Genomic DNA, 16787 nt, shown 5'->3' with positions numbered 1-16787 from the left:
CCCACTTTGGAGTACTGCCATGAGCGCCAACGTCGACCAGAACAACCGCCCGGACTACGACCAGGTCCTGCAGGACATTGCCGACTATGTCCTCAGCTACCGCATCGATTCCCGGGACGCCCTGGACACCGCCCGCAACTGCCTGATGGATACCCTCGGCTGCGGCCTGCTGGCGCTGCGTTTTCCCGAGTGCACCAAGCACCTGGGGCCGATTGTCGAAGGCACCGTCGTGCCGTTTGGCGCGCGTGTGCCGGGCACCTCATTGCGCCTGGACCCGGTCAAGGCTGCCTGGGACATTGGCTGCATCGTGCGCTGGCTCGACTACAACGACACCTGGCTCGCCGCCGAATGGGGCCACCCTTCGGATAACCTCGGCGGCATCCTCGCCGTGGCCGATCACGTGTCGCAAAAACGTGTGGCCAACGGTGACGCGCCACTGACCGTGCGTGCGGTGCTGGAAGCGATGATCATGGCCCACGAAATCCAGGGCGTGATTGCCCTCGAAAACGCCTTCAACCGCGTCGGCCTCGACCATGTGTTGCTGGTGAAAGTCGCCTCTACGGCGGTCACCGCCAAGCTGATGGGCGCCAACCGTGAACAGCTGCTGTCGGCGTTGTCCCACGCCTTTGTCGATGGGCAGGCGCTGCGCATCTATCGCCACGCGCCCAATGCCGGTTCGCGCAAATCCTGGGCGGCCGGGGATGCATCGAGCCGTGGCGTGCGCCTGGCCGATATCGCAATGCGCGGCGAGATGGGCATCCCCGGTGTGCTGAGCGCGCCGCAATGGGGTTTTTATGACGTGCTGTTCAGCCACACCAACAAAGACCTCGCACTCAAGCCTGAGGACAAGCGTGGGTTCAGCCTGCCCCAGCCTTATGGCACCTATGTGATGGAAAACGTGCTGTTCAAGATCAGCTTCCCGGCCGAGTTCCATGCGCAAACGGCCTGTGAAGCGGCGGTGACCTTGCACCCGCTGGTCAAGGATCGCCTGCATGAAATCGAACGCATCGTGATCACCACCCACGAGTCGGCGATTCGCATCATTTCCAAAGTCGGGAAACTGGCCAACGCCGCCGACCGCGACCACTGCCTGCAATACATGACTGCCGTGCCGTTGGCGTTCGGCAATCTGGTGGCCGAGCAGTACGAGGATGAATTCCACGCGGCGCACCCGATCATCGATGAGCTGCGCGAAAAGATGGAGGTCGTTGAGGACTTGCGCTACAGCCGCGAATACCTGGAAGCCGACAAGCGCTCTATCGCCAATGCCGTGCAGGTGTTTTTCAAGGATGGCACCCACACTGAACAAGTCGCGGTGGAATACCCGATTGGGCATCGCCGCCGTCGGGTGGATGGCATTCCATTGCTGGAGGACAAGTTCAAAGCCAACCTGGCCACGCGGTTTACCGCGCAGCGCAGTGGCGAGATTTTTGCGTTGTGCAAGGATCAGGCGCGGCTTGAGGCTACGCCGGTGAATCGGTTTGTGGATCTGTTCGTAATCTGACAACCACCCCGTATCCACTGTGGGAGCGGGCTTTTGTGGGAGCTGGCTTGCCTGCGATAGCATCACCTCGGTATAGCTGAAAGACCGAGTTGTCTGCATCGCAGGCAAGCCAGCTCCCACAAAAGCCAGCTCCCACTTGGTCCATTACATACTGCCTTCCACATCATCCAGGCTAAACGTCTCGGTATGGTCGTCATACGAAAAAATCTCCGCATAACGCCCCCACGCAATCACGCTTTCGAGGGTTTTTTCCACGAACGCTTCGGTCATCGAGTCTTCCAGCTCCTGCTCGAAACGCACCCGTGGCGCGCGATGCCCGCTGCGCTCGAGCAACACCTGATGAATCCGCGCGGCCAGGGGCACGTGTTTGATCAAATGCTCGGCGAACAGGGTTTTGCGCTCTTGGGTGCCGTAGTCGGCGAACAGCTTGCCGGCCTCGGTGAGGGTGATGTCGGCGCCCTTGAGTTCAGCGAAACCCAAATGCTCGAGCATCTCGGCCACCGGAAACAGGTCATCGACTTCCAGCAAGCGTCGTTCGGCCACGGTGGGCAAACCGGCATGGCCGTTGTAAGGCTCGGCGGCCAGGGTTTCGATCAGGCCGGCCATCAGGTTGGTGGACACCTCCGGCAGCAGGCTGCCCATTTTCAGCTCGGGTATGCCACGGCTGGCATCGGCGCTGCGTCGGTCGGTCATCAGGGCGTAGATGTCATCGACCATTTGCCGGAACGTTGGGTCCAGGCGGTTGCGCGGGTGCGCGAACGGCACTTTGATCTCGGCGACCACGCGGCCGGGGTTGGATGACAGCACCAGGATGCGGTCGCACATCAGCACCGCTTCTTCGATGTTGTGGGTCACGATCAGGATCGACTTGATCGGCAGCTGCTTGCCGCTCCACAAGTCCAGCAGGTCGGTACGCAGGGTTTCGGCGGTGAGCACGTCGAGGGCCGAGAAGGGCTCGTCCATCAGCAACAGCGTCGGGTTGACCACCAGGCCACGGGCAAACCCCACGCGCTGGCGCATGCCGCCGGACAGCTCGCGCGGGTAGGCGTTTTCAAAGCCGTCGAGGCCGATCAAGTCGATGGCGGCCAAGGCGCGCCGACGGGTTTCCTTGCGCTCGACTTGCAGGGCTTGCAGGCCGGCTTCGACGTTTTCCAGCACGGTCAGCCAGGGGAATAGCGCAAAGGTCTGGAACACCATGGCCACGCCTTCGGCCGGGCCGTTGAGCGGCGCGCCGTTGTAGCGGACTTCGCCGGAGGACGGCTGGATCAGCCCGGCGATGATGCGCAGCAGGGTGGATTTGCCCGAGCCGGAACGGCCAAGCATGCCGACGATCTCGCCTTCGTGCAGGCTCAGGTCGACGCCGCTGAGCACTTGCAGCTCGTCTTTACCTTTGCCGAAGACTCGGTTGACGTTTTTCAGCGAGTAGATTTGCGGGGTATCGGCAGTGTTTTCGGTGTAGGTAGTCATCACAGCGAATCCCATCAATTCAGACGAAGTTTGTTTTCAGCGATGGCGTACATCGGCCGCCAGACCGCGCGGTTGAACGCCACCACGAAGATCGACATCACCACCACGCCCAGGGCAATTTTCGGAAAGTCGCCGGCGGCGGTGGTTTGCGCGATGTAGGCGCCCAGCCCATGGGCGACCACGTTGTCCTGGCCCCAGGACACGTACTCGGACACGATGCTGGCGTTCCAGGCACCGCCCGAAGCAGTAATGGCGCCGGTGACGTAATAGGGGAAGATCCCCGGCAGCATCACCTTGCGCCACCACAGCCAGCCGCGAATGCGGAAGTTGGCGGCGGCTTCCTTGAAGTCATTGGGGAAGGCGCTGGCGCCGGCAATCACGTTGAACAGGATGTACCACTGGGTGCCCAGCACGATCAGCGGGCTCAGCCAGATATCCGGGTTGAGGTTGTAGTGCAGGATCACGATCACAAACACCGGGAACAACAGGTTCGCCGGGAAGGCCGCGAGAAACTGCGCCAACGGCTGGATTTTTTCCGCCAGCGCAGGGCGCAAGCCGATCATCACGCCCAGCGGCACCCAGATCAGCGAAGCGATCAGGATCAGCCCGGCCACCCGCAGCAAGGTGATCAGGCCCAGCACAAACACATGGCCGACTTCGGCGAAGGTCACTTCGGTGCCGACGTATTGCACGATGTGGTACAGCGCATACGCGGCCAGCAGCGCAATCAGCGTGCCCCACACCCAGTCGATCACTTTTGACGCCGCCGGTGTTTCGGCCGGCAACGCCTTGAACGCACCACCCGCCAGGCTGAAGCGTTTGTTGCCGATGCGGCTGAAGGCCCGGGTGATGGGGCGCAGGATGCGCTGCACGATGCGCGTGCGCTGGATCAGGTTCAACAGCCAGGATTGTGGCGCCGCGCCCTGGGACGCGGTGGTTTCCATGCGGAACTTGTCAGCCCAGGCCACCAGCGGGCGGAACAGCAACTGGTCATACAGCAGGATCACCACAATCATCGCCAGAATCACGTAACCCACGGCGTGCAGGTCTTTCTGGGCGATCGCCAAGGCCAGGTACGAACCTACGCCCGGCAGGGTGATGGTCTTGTCGCCGACGGTGATGGCTTCGGAAGCCACCACGAAGAACCAGCCGCCGGACATGCTCATCATCATGTTCCACACCAGCCCCGGCATGGCGAACGGCACATCGAGCTTCCAGAATTTCTGCCAGCCGGAAAGCCGCAGGTTGGTCGACACCTCTACCAAATCGTGGGGCAGCATGCGCAGCGACTGATAGAAGCTGAACGTCATGTTCCAGGCCTGGCTGGTGAAGATCGCAAAGATCGCTGCGAGCTCGGCGCCGAGCACGCGCCCGGGGAACAGCAGCAGGAAGAACGTCACCGTGAATGAGATATAGCCGAGCACTGGCACCGATTGCAGGATATCGAGCACCGGCACCAGCAGCTTTTCAGCACGTCGGCTTTTGGCGGCCAGGGTGCCGTACAGCAGGGTAAAAACCAGCGCCGCGACCATGGCTGCGAGCATGCGCATCGTGGTGCGCATCGCGTATTCCGGCAGGTTGGCCGGGTCCAGGGAAATGACTTCACTCTGCAACGTGGCGATGGGCGCCCAGGTTTCCCGGGCCGTGAGGGAGAAAAACAGCAGAAAGCCGATCACCAGCGGCAGCGCGACCAGGTCCCAGCGGTTGGGCAGCAAGCGCAGGGTGGATGCCGGCAGGTAATCGCGGAACACTTTGTTCATAGGCATTCAGTCCTGCAGCGTTCAGGTTCAGGGGCGTAATGAGGGTGAGCTTAGCTGCTGCACGAATGACCCACCGAGAAGGGGCGGGCGCTGTGTTCGTGAGTCAGGGGCAACGAGACGTTGCAGGCGGGATTGTACGTTTCTGAATGTTACAGGCGCGTAAATTTGCTGTCAGTTTCCTGTACGAACTGCGGCTTTGACACAGGGGGTGTTATGTCACTGGCCCAAGCTGGCACTCAATTTTTCTTACGCCAAGGAACGATTTTTCGATACTGGCCAATTAGGTTGGAGGATGACTTGTTGTGCCAGATCGTCCGACGAACCCAGCGTAAGAATCCGTGAAAAACTGAAAGGTCCTTTATGACAACCATAAACAATCAACAGTATGCGCCCCAATACCGCTACGAGATGCCCCCGACGCGGCCACCTGTCTCATCTGACGACAATACCGATGCACAGGCCAATCACAATACCTCACAAGATTCAGCGCGGCCTCGCGCTCCGGTGGGTCCGGAACAGCGTGGTCAATTTTCCAGCCATAACAAGATCGTCAACCAGCAACCTCAGAACGCTGACTCACAGGGTGAGATCGCAGACCTGACGCGTAAAAATAAAAACCTTATTGCTAAATACAATGTGTTGGTCGAAAAATTTAAGGCGAAGCTCACTGAGTTCAATACGAAAATTGAAAACCTGACCAAGCAACTCGGTAATTCAGGTAACGAGACTGCAGATGCACCCGTTGCGCCGGATGCTCAGCCACAGGGCCGTGGCGCTGCCGATCAGTCTGTTGCGCCTGAAACACCCACCACGCAGAACACCCAGGCTCAGCAGAGTCAGGAGACACCGAAGACGGAGCAAAGCCAGTCTCAAGGGATTGATGAATTGGCTGCTCAAATCACCGAGATGAAAGACGTATTCAAAAATTTGTTGGATCAACTCAATATTGCAATAAATACGCTGACGCAAAAATTGGAAAATCTGACGCAGATGATCAGTAAAGGTGCCCCTCAAGACCAGACACCTGCGGATCAGTCAGACACCACCGAGACGGCTTCGTCGAATGACGTGGCACCTGAGCAACCCGCCGATCCGCAAAGCGAAGAGTCGGCCACAGCCGATGAATCCAAAGCGCATGCCCCTGGCTCCATTGATCACTTGAAGCAGGAAAACCAGAAGCTTGAGGCGCAAATTGCTGAGATTGAACAGACCTTTGAGCAGGCGATGTCAAAACTTCAACAGCAGTTCGAGACCTTGACCAAGCAAGTGAGCGAGCGAAAGCAATAAAGCCGGATACCGGGTTGGCGAGTGTGGGGTAATGTCCGCACTCGCACCTGGCAGCATCCATAGCTCACTCAAACCGCAGAATCACCCGGCGGTTGTGCTTGCTCTTCTTCTCGATTTTTTCGCAGAACACCCGGCCGATTTCTTCGGTGTTGATCACATGGGTGCCGCCGCACGGCTGGATATCAATTCCGGCAATTTCAATTACGCGTACAGAGCCCTGGATGACCGGTGGCGCCACCGCCTGGGTACGGGTGATCTGCAGCAGCGTCGAATACTCCGAAGCGGGCATCGACAGGGTTTTCACCGCATGGGCTTGTTCGATCAAGGCATTGAGGTCGCGGGTGATGCTGTCCTTGTCGAGGGTCATTTCCGGTAAGTCGAAGTCCAGGCGGCCTTTGTCTGCGCTGATGCTGCAGCCGGTGACGGGCGCATCAATGATCGAGCACAGCAGGTGCAGGCAGGTGTGCATTTTCATGTGCTGGTAGCGGCGTTCCCAATCCAGGCCGGCATCCACCTGTACGCCGGCCGTCAATTGCTCGGGGCAGTGTTCAACCTGGTGCCAGATGATCGAGCGCAACACCGGGTCGCGCACGGTGCCGGTCACGTTGACCCGCGTGCCATCGGCCAGGGTCAGGTGCCCGGTGTCGCCCGGTTGCCCGCCGCCGGTGGGGTAGAACAGCGTGTGTTCCAGGGCAATGCCCTGTTCGCTGACGGCAATCACCCGGGCGCTGAAAGCGTTCTGGTAGGGCGCGCTGTCAAACAGCGCCAGGGTTTCCATGGTATGCACGGACATGTTCAACCTCCGACGATCAGTGGGCTGGCTTGCAGCAGGTGACGCACCATTGCGCTCAAGCCAGGCGGGGAGAGCAGGGTGATCTCAAATTCGGGGCCACAGACTTTCAGGTTCAGCGGCAAGCGTGGCAGATGGTCGCCGGTGTCCAGGCGACGCAGGCGAAACTGCAAGTGATGACGCTCCTTCACCGTGGGCTCCAGCATCAGCCCGTGCAAAGGGTGAAAGTCGGCATCCAGCACCGTGACCTTGTGGCTGGCGCTGACTTCGCCGACCACGTGCAAACGTTCATCCAGCGCGAAAGCCCCCAGGTAATTGCTGTGATCCGATTCGGCGTTCTTTTGTAACTGGATCTGGTTGACCACTTTGACCTTGGTGCCCGCAGGCACGTCCTGGGTGATCACACACGAAGGGCTGATAAACACGTTGTCGCCAATCTGCACATAGCCCAGCACCCGCGCGCCGGAGCCAACCTCGACGTTATTGCCCAGGCGCGGGTGGCGTTTGCCGTCCGGGTTGTTGGCAATGCCTCGGGCACCGAGGGTCACGCCGCAGAGGATGTAGCAATCGTTGCCGATCTCGCAGGTTTCACCGATCACGGTGCCGAAACCGTGGTCCAGCACAAAGCGTCGGCCGATCCGGGCTGCGGGGTGGATTTCGGCGCCGGAGAGGATTTTGCCCTGGTTGCTGAGCTTGAGGGCCATGCGTGAGAACAGACCGTTGGCCTGGTCGGGAAAATTCCACACCAAGTGTGCCAGTCGGTAGAACAACACCGCCTTGAACGAGGCGTAGGACTCCAGGATCAGCTCGCCCCGCCCACGGGACGCCGGGTCGCGGTAGGCATAGGCAATCAAGTCCTCTGCCACGGCCTGTGCGGCATTCTGGATCAATGGCGCCAAATGCGGTTCCAACTGCTTCATCTGCGCAGGCGTCAGGGTCTGGATGAGGTGGGTCAGCAACTCATCGTGCAGCTGTTGCATGTCGATAAAGCCCCCCATGGAGGCACCCCCACAGTCTGGATGGTTGAAAAACCGGTTATTCGAAATTGGGCAGGTAGCTGTCGGCATTGTCGTAGACCATGGTCAACACCACCGTTTCGGGCGGGAGTTCGGGGGCGAGTTGGGCGATGGCCACCATGTTGGCGGCCGAAGACAAACCCAGGCTGATGGCGTCGGTGCGCATGATGCGTTTGATCATGTCGATGCACGCCAGGCGCGAGACCTTGAGCATGCCGTCAATGACACCCACGTTAAGAATGCTCGGGATCAAGCCGATCGACAGGCCCTGGATATGGTGCGGCGCGTGCTGGTCCTTGAGCAGGTCGCATTCTTCCGGCTCCACGCCCATGACGCGCAGCGCAGGCCAGGCCGCCTTGAGGGTTTCGCCGATGCCGGTGATATGGCCACCGGTGCCGATGCCGCTGACGAAGTAGTCCACGCGCTGTTCACCGAAGGCGCGGAGGATTTCCGGTGCGGTGGTGTCGCGGTGGGTCTGCGGGTTGGCGCCGTTGCGCTGCTGGTTGAGCATCACGAAATTGGGGTTTTCCAACTGCAGTTCCATGCACTTTTCGCCGTGGGAATTGTTCCCGAGGCGGCTGTCCGACAGCACCACCTTGGCGCCGTACAAGCGCAGCAGTTTCTGCTTTTCGGGGCTGTAGTTGTCAGGGATCACCAGCACCACTTTGTAGCCCAGCACATTGCCGGCCATCACCAGGCCAATGCCGGTATTGCCGCCGCTGGGCTCAATGATGGTTTGCCCGGAGTCGCGAATCAGCACGCCTCGACGTTCTGCGTCGAGGATCATGCCCAGGGCGATACGCGCCTTGTGGCTGCCGCCAGGGTTGAGGGATTCGAGCTTGGCGTAGACCTCGATGCCGAGGTCTTCGGAAAACTGCGCCAGGCGCACGATCGGCGTATGGCCGATCACGTCGAGAATGGAGTTATGCAACATCGCTCAGCCCCCGGATCAGTACAAAGGCATGTCGGGTTCGACGTCGCGAACCCAATGTTTCATGCCGCCCTGCAGGACTTTGGTATTGGCGAAGCCGGCGGCCAGCAGAGTGCTGGCGGCTTGCTCGGCGCGGGTTCCGGCGTAGCAGATCAGGTAATGGGTATTGTCGCGGCTCAGGCGGCCCAATTGCCCGTCCAGTTCGGCCAGGGGGATATGCACCACGCCCGGCAATTTGCACACTTCCAGCTCGCTGGCGTCGCGCACATCCAGCAACACGTCGGCGCTGCGCGGGTGTTCGAGCAGTTGCTTGAGCACGCGTGGTTTGATATAGCGCTCTTCGGCCAACGCGGGCTGGCTCGGAACGGCATCCGCGCACACGGCTGGCGCGACGCTTTCGCTGTGGCGCAGGTCTGAGCAGCATGGGCAGTCGGCGCGGCGTTTGAAGCGGATCTCGCTGAACTTCATGGCCAGCGCGTCGAAGCGCATCAGGCGGCCCGACAGCGGTTCGCCAATGCCAATGAGTAATTTGATCGCTTCGGTGGCCTGGATCATTCCGACCACACCCGGCAGCACACCGATCACGCCACCGGCGCTGCAGTTGGGTGCCAACTCGGCCGGCGGTGCTGAAGGAAACAGGCAGCGGTAGCACGGCCCGCCTTTGTAGTTGAGTACGCTGATCTGCCCATCGAAACGGTAGATGGCGCCGTACACCAACGGCTTGCCCAACTGCACACAGGCATCGTTGACCAGGTAGCGGGTGTCGAAATTGTCAGTGCCGTCGATCACCAGGTCATAAGCGCCTACCAGCTCCAGCGCATTGTCGGCGTTGAGGGCGGTGTTGTGGGCATTGATCTGGATATGGCTGTTGAGGTCTTGCAGCCGCCGCTTGGCCGACTCGACCTTGGGCATGCCCAGGGTGCTGTTGCCGTGCACGATCTGGCGTTGCAGGTTGCTGCTCTCGACCACGTCGAAATCCACCAGGCCCAGGGTGCCGATGCCGGCTGCCGCGAGGTACAGGCTGATGGGCGAGCCCAGGCCGCCGGTGCCGATGATCAGCACCTTGGCTTTTTTCAGGTTCAACTGGCCTTCACGGCCGACGCCGGGCAGGGTGATGTGGCGCACGTAGCGCTGGACTTCTTCGTTGCTCAGTGCGTCGACGTCCATGCCGCCGGAGGTGGCCAGCAGCACTTCGATACTGGCCTTTTCCGGCAAGGGTTCATCGGCGCCGATCAATTCTTCCTCGGCGGTGAACAGGAAGTGTTCCTTGAGCTGGTTGTTGTTTTCGTGGAACAGGTGCGAGCGCAGCTGCGGGTGGCTGCTGCAGAGGTTTTCAATGACTTCGCGCAATGTCGATCCAGTGCCCTCAAGGGTCGATTCCGGCAGCTTGGCCACGCGAACCAGGATATCGGGGAAAGAGACAGCGTTCATGGACAACTCCGTGTGCAGGTCGTTGAAGGGTTTAAGGGCGAATTGCTTGCCATCCCAGGCAAACAGCTTTGAGCCCAGGGCCTGGCCCTGGCGCACGTCCACCACCAGGTAGCTGACAGGGTGGATCGGCTCACCCAGGAACAGTGCCTTGTCCTGGTCTTCATCACTGAAATAGGCGCCGACGTCCGGGTGGGAGTGATAGATCACCACCACCGGGTTGTCACTGCGAAACGCCTTGTTCAGCAGCAGGGTGTCGGCCACCGAAAAGGTATAGCCATTGGCCGCGCTGCGCGGGTACATCTCGGGGTTCTTGTGGTGCAGCTCATTCTGGATATTGTTGCCCAGGTACACACTGCCATCGGCGAAGACAAAACCGCAGCATTCGTCCGGGTAGCTGCGGCTGGCGTGGGCATAGATCTGTTCCAGAGCGGTGGGGCGGAGTACTTCCATGTTTCTCTCGCGTTGTTGTCGTTGTGGTTTAAGGGTCAATTTTTCTTGGCCAGGAGTTTTTCAACCGGCAACTTGGTGATCGCAAATCCCGCCAGCAGGATGGCCGAGTACAGCATCAGGTCACGGGAAATTTCTACGCCTTCGTACCAGGCGCCGATGATCACCGCGAACACCGGGAAAATAATGAACACGAACGACAAAATGATCGGGCTCAAACGTTTGAGCAACATGAAATACACAATAAAACCGCCCACCGACGCCACCAGCCCCAGGTAGAACAGCGCACTCCAGGAGCGCAGGGTGATGTTTTCGAAGGTCGGTGTTTCAAACCACAGGCCGGCCACGAACAGCATCAGCCCGGCAATACCGATGGGCAGTGTGTTGTAGGTAATCACGCTGATGGCGCTGCCTTTTTGCTTGGTGATGACGTAGCACAAGGCATGCATGATCGCGGCGGTCAGAATCGCCAGCACGCCGAAGAATTCGGCGTGGTCCAGGTGCAGGCCCTGGCTCTTGATGATCATGTAAAGGCTGCCGAAACCGATGCCGATGCCGACCACCTGGGAAAAGTAGATGCGCTCGCGCAAAAACAGCGCGGAGAAAATCAGGATGAACACCGGCATGCAGCTGAACAGCAGGGCGGTGAGGCCGGACGACACATGCATTTCGCCGTAGTTGAGCAAGTAATAGGGAACGCTGAAATAAGACAGGGTCACAAATACGAAGAACCAGCGGCTTTCACGCGGGAACAGGATCGGCTCGCGGCGCACGAGGGCAAAACACAGGAACAGCGGGAACGCGATAAGAAAGCGCAGCCCGGCAGACGTCAGCGGCGGCACGCTTTCGACGGCGATCTTGATGCCCAGCCAGGTGGTGCCCCAACTCAGGCACACGATAAGAAACATCACGCTGGTGACCAGACCGGCCAGCCACTGTTTCTGATTTTTTGTTTTTGTAGTGTTTTCAAGAACGGCGGACATTGGCATCGTTTATTGCTTCCCTGAGCCGGAATTGAACTCTATATTGACTGTGTATTAAGTTGTTTCACCCGGTGATTGAACCCGTAAAAGCACACTATTAGGGCGAATGATGGCTGTCAAAACAAATATTGACATGGTGTCAATTATGCGTGAGGGGTTGGCCAGCGGTCAGGGCGTGAAGTACAAACGCCTGTCCGATGTGATGGAGCGGGGCATCCTTGAAGGCTTGATTGAACCGGGGCGCAAACTGCCGCCCCATCGGGTTCTTTCCGATAATCTCGGCGTGACCATCGGCACCATCAGCCGCGCCTACGGCGAGCTGGAGCGACTGGGGTTAGTGGTGGCACGTGTTGGTGACGGCACCTTCGTGCGCAAGCGTGGGATGGAGCGCCAGCGTGATGAAGGCTTTCGCAACGTCAGCGAAGAGCCGCGCCAGTATTTCGACATGAGCCGAAACATGCACATTCCCGGGCAAGAAACGGTGTTCCTGGCCCAAAGCTTCCAAACCTTGTCGACCAACGCCAAGTTCCTCCAGGACATCAGCGCCTACACGCCGGACGCCGGTTTGCCGCGCTACCGCGAGGCCGGTGCGCAATGGCTGGTGCAGCGCGATTTTCATCCGATTCCCGAGCAGGTCATCTGCGTCAATGGCGGCCAGCATGGCCTGCTCTGCGCCATGATGGCGTTGCTGCGGGCGGGGGATACGGTGGTCACTGAGCAACTGACTTACCCAGGGCTTATCACCGCCGCACGCATGCTCGGTGTACGGCTGATCGGCCTGGAGATGGATGACGAAGGCGTGCTGCCCGGTGCGCTGGATGAAGTCTGTCGTAATCACCGGGTTTCGGCGTTGTACTGCACCCCGACGATTCAGAACCCGACCACGGCCGTGCTGTCGGTCGCGCGCCGGGAAGCGCTGGCCAAGGTGTGCCGCGAGCATAATCTGCTGATTCTGGAAGACGAAGCCCACGGTGTGTTGGTGGAAGATCGCCCGCCGCCGCTGAGTTTTTTCGCGCCCGAACGTACGATTTTGATCAGCAGCCTGAGCAAGGCGGTGTCTGCCGGATTGCGCGTGGGGTATGTGCATGCGCCACCGGCATTGGTCAGCCGGATTTCGGCGGCCTTGCGCTCGACCTGCTGGATGGCCACGCCGGTGACGCTGGAGCTGGCGACACAGTGGATCGAAAACGGCACGGCAGAATACCTGTTGCGCCAGCAAATCAACGAGATCAGCCGGCGCAAGGCCCTGGTGCGTGATCTGCTGGTGGGGCTGGAATACCGCACTCACCTCAACAGCCCACACTTCTGGATTGAAGTGCCGGAGCCCTGGCGTGCGTCGGAAATCGAGGCGGAACTTAAGCAGAATAATTACCTGATCGCCACCGCAGAGGCGTTTGCCGTAGGGCAGACGGCGGTGCCGCAGTTTATTCGGGCGAGTATCTGTAATACGTCGGGTGACGATCAGTTGCTGCGTGAGGGCTTTGACGCGCTCGCCACCGCGCTGGGGCAGGGCGGTGACAGGTTTCAGCTGTAGGCAGGTTTACCGCGTTATCGTTCATCGCAGGCAAGCCAGCTCCCACATTTGGAATGCATTCCCCTGTGGGAGCTGGCTTACTGGGGCCAGTTCAGGCATCCACTCCTCGAATCAGCACTCCACACCTTTCTCCACCAGAATCTCCCCCATTTGGAATGCATTCCCTTGTGGGAGCTGGCTTGCCTGCGATGGCGCCCGTGCAGGCACCCACTATTTGAAGCGGCGCTCCACACCTTTCTCCACCAAAATCTTCGCCGAAATCTCTTCCACCGAAAAATGCGTGGAATTGATGTGCGCAATATTCTCGCGACGGAACAAATTTTCCACTTCGCGCACTTCGAACTCGCACTGGGCATAGCTGGAGTAGCGGCTGTTGGGCTTGCGCTCGTTGCGGATGGCGGTGAGACGGTCCGGGTCGATGGTCAGGCCGAACAGCTTGTGCGAATGCGCACGCAGGGCGGCGGGCAGCGTCAGGTGCTCCATGTCGTCTTCGGTGAGCGGGTAGTTGGCCGCGCGGATACCGAACTGCATGGCCATGTACAGGCAGGTCGGGGTCTTGCCGCAGCGAGACACGCCCACCAGGATCAGGTCGGCCTTGTCATAGTAGTGGGTGCGAGCGCCGTCATCGTTGTCGAGGGCGAAGTTCACCGCCTCGATACGCTCCATGTAGTTGGAGTTATGGCCAATGGAATGGGACTTGCCCACGGAATAGGAGGAATGTTCACTCAGCTCCTGTTCCAATGGCGCCAGGAACGTAGAGAAGATGTCGATCATGAAACCATTGGAGGTTGCCAGGATCTCACGAATGTCCTGGTTGACGATGGTGTCGAAAATGATCGGGCGAAAACCGTCTTTTTCGGCCGCCAGATTGATTTGTTGTACCATGGCCCGCGCTTTATCCACGCTGTCTATATACGGCCGCGTGAATTTGGCGAAGGTAATGTTTTCGAACTGCGCGAGCAGGCTCTGGCCCAATGTTTCGGCTGTAATGCCGGTGCCGTCGGAAATAAAGAAAGCAGATCGTTTCATTTGAGCCCTGGGCCTTAAGCTGATGGCGAATCTTGGATATGATAGGCGCGATTTTGCCGTCCCGCAGTGGGCCGCATTCTCACTTATTTTCCAGGTCCAGGCCACAAGCGCTGGCGTTTGCTCCTACTGAGCCGCCGGCGTCCTGAGCTTTTCCAACACAGAAAGTGGAGAGATCACCTTGGTAGAGTACGTAGTTTCCCTCGATAAGCTCGGCGTCCATGATGTAGAGCATGTGGGGGGCAAGAACGCATCCCTCGGCGAGATGATCAGTAATCTTGCAGGCGCTGGAGTCTCGGTGCCCGGTGGTTTCGCCACCACGGCCCAGGCTTACCGCGATTTCCTCGAGCTGAGCGGCCTCAACGCCCAGATCCACGCCGCGCTGGATGCCCTGGACGTCGATGACGTCAACGCCCTGGCGAAAACCGGCAGCCAGATCCGCCAATGGATCATGGACGCCGAGTTCCCCGAAAAGCTCAACGAAGAAATCCGTACCGCCTTTGCGGCACTGTCGGCCGGCAACCCGGACATGGCGGTTGCCGTGCGCTCCTCGGCCACCGCCGAAGACTTGCCGGACGCCTCCTTTGCGGGCCAGCAGGAAACCTTCCTGAACATCCGCGGCGTTGAAAACGTGATCCGCGCAGCCAAGGAAGTGTTTGCCTCGCTGTTCAACGATCGCGCTATTTCCTACCGCGTACACCAGGGTTTCGACCACAAGCTGGTGGCCCTGTCTGCCGGTGTACAGCGCATGGTGCGTTCGGAAACCGGCACCGCCGGCGTGATGTTCACCCTGGACACCGAATCCGGTTTCCGTGACGTGGTGTTTATCACCGGCGCCTACGGCCTGGGCGAAACCGTCGTACAAGGCGCGGTCAACCCGGACGAGTTCTACGTCCACAAACACACCCTTGAGGCCGGCCGCCCGGCCATCCTGCGCCGCAACCTGGGCAGCAAGGCCATCAAGATGATCTACGGCGACGAGGCCAAGGCCGGTCGCTCGGTGAAAACCGTTGAAGTCGACAAGGCCGAACGCGCGCGTTTCTGCCTGACCGACGCAGAAGTCAGCGAACTGGCCAAACAAGCGATGATCATCGAAAAGCACTACAAGTGCCCGATGGACATCGAGTGGGCCAAGGACGGTGACGACGGCAAGCTGTACATCGTGCAAGCGCGCCCGGAAACCGTGAAGAGCCGCACTTCGGCCAACGTGATGGAACGCTACCTGTTGAAAGAAACCGGTACCGTGCTGGTGGAAGGCCGCGCCATCGGCCAGCGCATCGGCGCCGGCAAGGTGCGGATCATCAAGGACGTGTCCGAAATGGACAAAGTCCAGCCCGGCGACGTGCTGGTCTCCGACATGACCGACCCGGACTGGGAACCGGTGATGAAACGCGCCAGCGCCATCGTCACCAACCGTGGTGGGCGTACCTGCCACGCGGCGATTATTGCCCGTGAGTTGGGGATTCCTGCAGTTGTGGGTTGCGGCAACGCCACCCAACTGTTGAAAGACGGTCAGGGTGTGACGGTGTCCTGCGCTGAAGGCGACACCGGCTTCATCTTTGAAGGTGAACTGGGCTTCGACATCAAGCAAAACTCCATCGATGCCATGCCGGACCTGCCGTTCAAGATCATGATGAACGTCGGTAACCCCGACCGCGCCTTCGATTTCGCACAGTTGCCGAACGCCGGTGTGGGCCTGGCCCGCCTCGAGTTCATCATCAACCGCATGATCGGCGTGCACCCCAAGGCCCTGCTGAACTACGACGGCCTGCCGCTGGAGATCAAGGAAAGCGTCGACAAACGCATCGCCGGCTACAACGACCCAGTGGGTTTCTACGTCGAGAAGCTGGTGGAAGGCATCAGCACCCTGGCGGCGGCGTTCTACCCGAAAAAGGTCATCGTGCGCCTTTCGGACTTCAAGTCCAACGAGTACGCCAACCTGATCGGCGGCAAGCTCTACGAGCCCGAAGAAGAAAACCCGATGCTGGGCTTCCGTGGCGCTTCGCGTTACATCAGCGAAGCCTTCCGCGACTGCTTCGAGCTGGAATGCCGTGCCCTCAAGCGCGTGCGCAACGAGATGGGCCTGACCAACGTCGAGATCATGGTGCCGTTTGTACGCACCCTGGGCGAAGCGAGCCAGGTCGTCGACCTGCTGGCTGAAAACGGCTTGTCCCGCGGCGAAAACGGCCTGCGCGTGATCATGATGTGCGAACTGCCGTCCAACGCCATCCTGGCCGAAGAGTTCCTGGAGTTCTTCGACGGCTTCTCCATCGGCTCCAACGACCTGACTCAGCTGACCCTGGGCCTGGACCGTGACTCGGGGATCATCGCGCACCTGTTTGATGAGCGTAACCCTGCGGTCAAGAAGCTGCTGGCCAACGCTATCCAGGCCTGTAACAAGGCCGGCAAGTACATCGGCATCTGCGGCCAAGGCCCTTCCGACCACCCGGACCTGGCCAAATGGCTGATGGAACAGGGTATCGAAAGCGTTTCCTTGAACCCCGACTCCGTGCTGGAAACCTGGTTCTTCCTGGCGGAAGGCCAAGCGTCCGCCTAAGGTCGTGACGTCAAAAGTGCCGGTCCCCCAGCCTGGGTGACCGGCATTCTTATC

Annotated in this window: 12 protein-coding genes; 4 read left to right on the top strand and 8 right to left on the bottom strand. The window is 59.8% G+C overall.

Annotated features, from left to right (window positions below):
• The first annotated feature begins 19 nt into the window (after nucleotides 1–19).
• Nucleotides 20–1504, top strand: a complete 1485-nt coding sequence (gene prpD, locus ASE80_RS26765; protein ID WP_056861575.1) for a 2-methylcitrate dehydratase — start codon at nucleotides 20–22, stop codon at nucleotides 1502–1504.
• A gap of 144 nt (nucleotides 1505–1648) precedes the next feature.
• Here the strand turns inward: prpD and ASE80_RS26760 are convergent, their stop codons facing one another.
• Together ASE80_RS26760 and ASE80_RS26755 are read right to left on the bottom strand one after the other, a co-directional pair.
• Nucleotides 1649–2971 (bottom strand): ABC transporter ATP-binding protein, encoded by a 1323-nt coding sequence (locus ASE80_RS26760; protein ID WP_056861574.1) that lies wholly within the window; start codon nucleotides 2969–2971, stop codon nucleotides 1649–1651.
• 14 nt (nucleotides 2972–2985) lie between these two features.
• A complete protein-coding gene (locus ASE80_RS26755) occupies nucleotides 2986–4731 on the bottom strand; it encodes an ABC transporter permease (protein WP_056861573.1) in 1746 nt (581 codons plus the stop codon).
• Nucleotides 4732–5091: 360 nt separating this feature from the next.
• Here ASE80_RS26755 and ASE80_RS26750 point away from each other — a divergent pair, with 360 nt between their 5' ends.
• A complete protein-coding gene (locus ASE80_RS26750) occupies nucleotides 5092–6018 on the top strand; it encodes a hypothetical protein (RefSeq protein WP_056861572.1) in 927 nt (308 codons plus the stop codon).
• Between the two features lie 64 nt (nucleotides 6019–6082).
• On the opposite strand, the gene ASE80_RS26745 is transcribed toward ASE80_RS26750, so the two are convergent.
• The 5 genes from ASE80_RS26745 to ASE80_RS26725 are packed head-to-tail and all read right to left on the bottom strand — an operon-like array spanning nucleotide 6083 to nucleotide 11565.
• Nucleotides 6083–6811: an alanyl-tRNA editing protein gene (locus tag ASE80_RS26745; protein WP_056861571.1), complete on the bottom strand. Its 729-nt coding sequence runs from the start codon at nucleotides 6809–6811 to the stop codon at nucleotides 6083–6085.
• A gap of 2 nt (nucleotides 6812–6813) precedes the next feature.
• A complete protein-coding gene (locus ASE80_RS26740) occupies nucleotides 6814–7806 on the bottom strand; it encodes a serine O-acetyltransferase (protein ID WP_056861570.1) in 993 nt (330 codons plus the stop codon).
• Between the two features lie 37 nt (nucleotides 7807–7843).
• Complete coding sequence (locus ASE80_RS26735) at nucleotides 7844–8758, bottom strand: PLP-dependent cysteine synthase family protein (RefSeq protein ID WP_056861569.1); 915 nt, start codon at nucleotides 8756–8758, stop codon at nucleotides 7844–7846.
• 15 nt (nucleotides 8759–8773) lie between these two features.
• Nucleotides 8774–10636: a molybdopterin-synthase adenylyltransferase MoeB gene (moeB, locus tag ASE80_RS26730; RefSeq protein ID WP_056861568.1), complete on the bottom strand. Its 1863-nt coding sequence runs from the start codon at nucleotides 10634–10636 to the stop codon at nucleotides 8774–8776.
• Between the two features lie 35 nt (nucleotides 10637–10671).
• Nucleotides 10672–11565: a DMT family transporter gene (locus ASE80_RS26725; protein WP_017134754.1), complete on the bottom strand. Its 894-nt coding sequence runs from the start codon at nucleotides 11563–11565 to the stop codon at nucleotides 10672–10674.
• A 160-nt stretch (nucleotides 11566–11725) separates the two neighbouring features.
• Between ASE80_RS26725 and ASE80_RS26720 the strand changes: the two genes are divergently transcribed.
• Entirely contained in the window at nucleotides 11726–13150 is a 1425-nt protein-coding gene (locus ASE80_RS26720; protein WP_056861688.1) for an aminotransferase-like domain-containing protein, read from the top strand.
• A 210-nt stretch (nucleotides 13151–13360) separates the two neighbouring features.
• Here the strand turns inward: ASE80_RS26720 and ppsR are convergent, their stop codons facing one another.
• Nucleotides 13361–14179, bottom strand: coding sequence for a posphoenolpyruvate synthetase regulatory kinase/phosphorylase PpsR (gene ppsR, locus ASE80_RS26715; protein WP_003193298.1), 819 nt, complete (start codon nucleotides 14177–14179; stop codon nucleotides 13361–13363).
• A gap of 178 nt (nucleotides 14180–14357) precedes the next feature.
• On the opposite strand from ppsR, the gene ppsA reads away from it, so the two are divergent.
• Entirely contained in the window at nucleotides 14358–16733 is a 2376-nt protein-coding gene (gene ppsA / locus ASE80_RS26710) for a phosphoenolpyruvate synthase (RefSeq protein ID WP_056861567.1), read from the top strand.
• Nucleotides 16734–16787: the final 54 nt, after the last annotated feature.

This window comes from Pseudomonas sp. Leaf15, assembly GCF_001421425.1.
Taxonomy (GTDB): Bacteria; Pseudomonadota; Gammaproteobacteria; order Pseudomonadales; family Pseudomonadaceae; genus Aquipseudomonas; species Aquipseudomonas salomonii.
The sequence above is the reverse complement of the archived record's forward strand: the minus strand, read 5'-3'. Positions and strand labels throughout refer to the sequence as shown.

Excerpts from the sequence above, each read along its gene's own strand:
- prpD (WP_056861575.1), top strand. The coding sequence starts at position 20 with ATGAGCGCCAACGTCGACCAGAACAACCGCCCGGACTACGACCAGGTC.
- ASE80_RS26760 (WP_056861574.1), bottom strand. The coding sequence starts at position 2,971 with ATGACTACCTACACCGAAAACACTGCCGATACCCCGCAAATCTACTCG.
- ASE80_RS26755 (WP_056861573.1), bottom strand. The coding sequence starts at position 4,731 with ATGAACAAAGTGTTCCGCGATTACCTGCCGGCATCCACCCTGCGCTTG.
- ASE80_RS26750 (WP_056861572.1), top strand. The coding sequence starts at position 5,092 with ATGACAACCATAAACAATCAACAGTATGCGCCCCAATACCGCTACGAG.
- ASE80_RS26745 (WP_056861571.1), bottom strand. The coding sequence starts at position 6,811 with ATGTCCGTGCATACCATGGAAACCCTGGCGCTGTTTGACAGCGCGCCC.
- ASE80_RS26740 (WP_056861570.1), bottom strand. The coding sequence starts at position 7,806 with ATGGGGGGCTTTATCGACATGCAACAGCTGCACGATGAGTTGCTGACC.
- ASE80_RS26735 (WP_056861569.1), bottom strand. The coding sequence starts at position 8,758 with ATGTTGCATAACTCCATTCTCGACGTGATCGGCCATACGCCGATCGTG.
- moeB (WP_056861568.1), bottom strand. The coding sequence starts at position 10,636 with ATGGAAGTACTCCGCCCCACCGCTCTGGAACAGATCTATGCCCACGCC.
- ASE80_RS26720 (WP_056861688.1), top strand. The coding sequence starts at position 11,726 with ATGGCTGTCAAAACAAATATTGACATGGTGTCAATTATGCGTGAGGGG.
- ppsR (WP_003193298.1), bottom strand. The coding sequence starts at position 14,179 with ATGAAACGATCTGCTTTCTTTATTTCCGACGGCACCGGCATTACAGCC.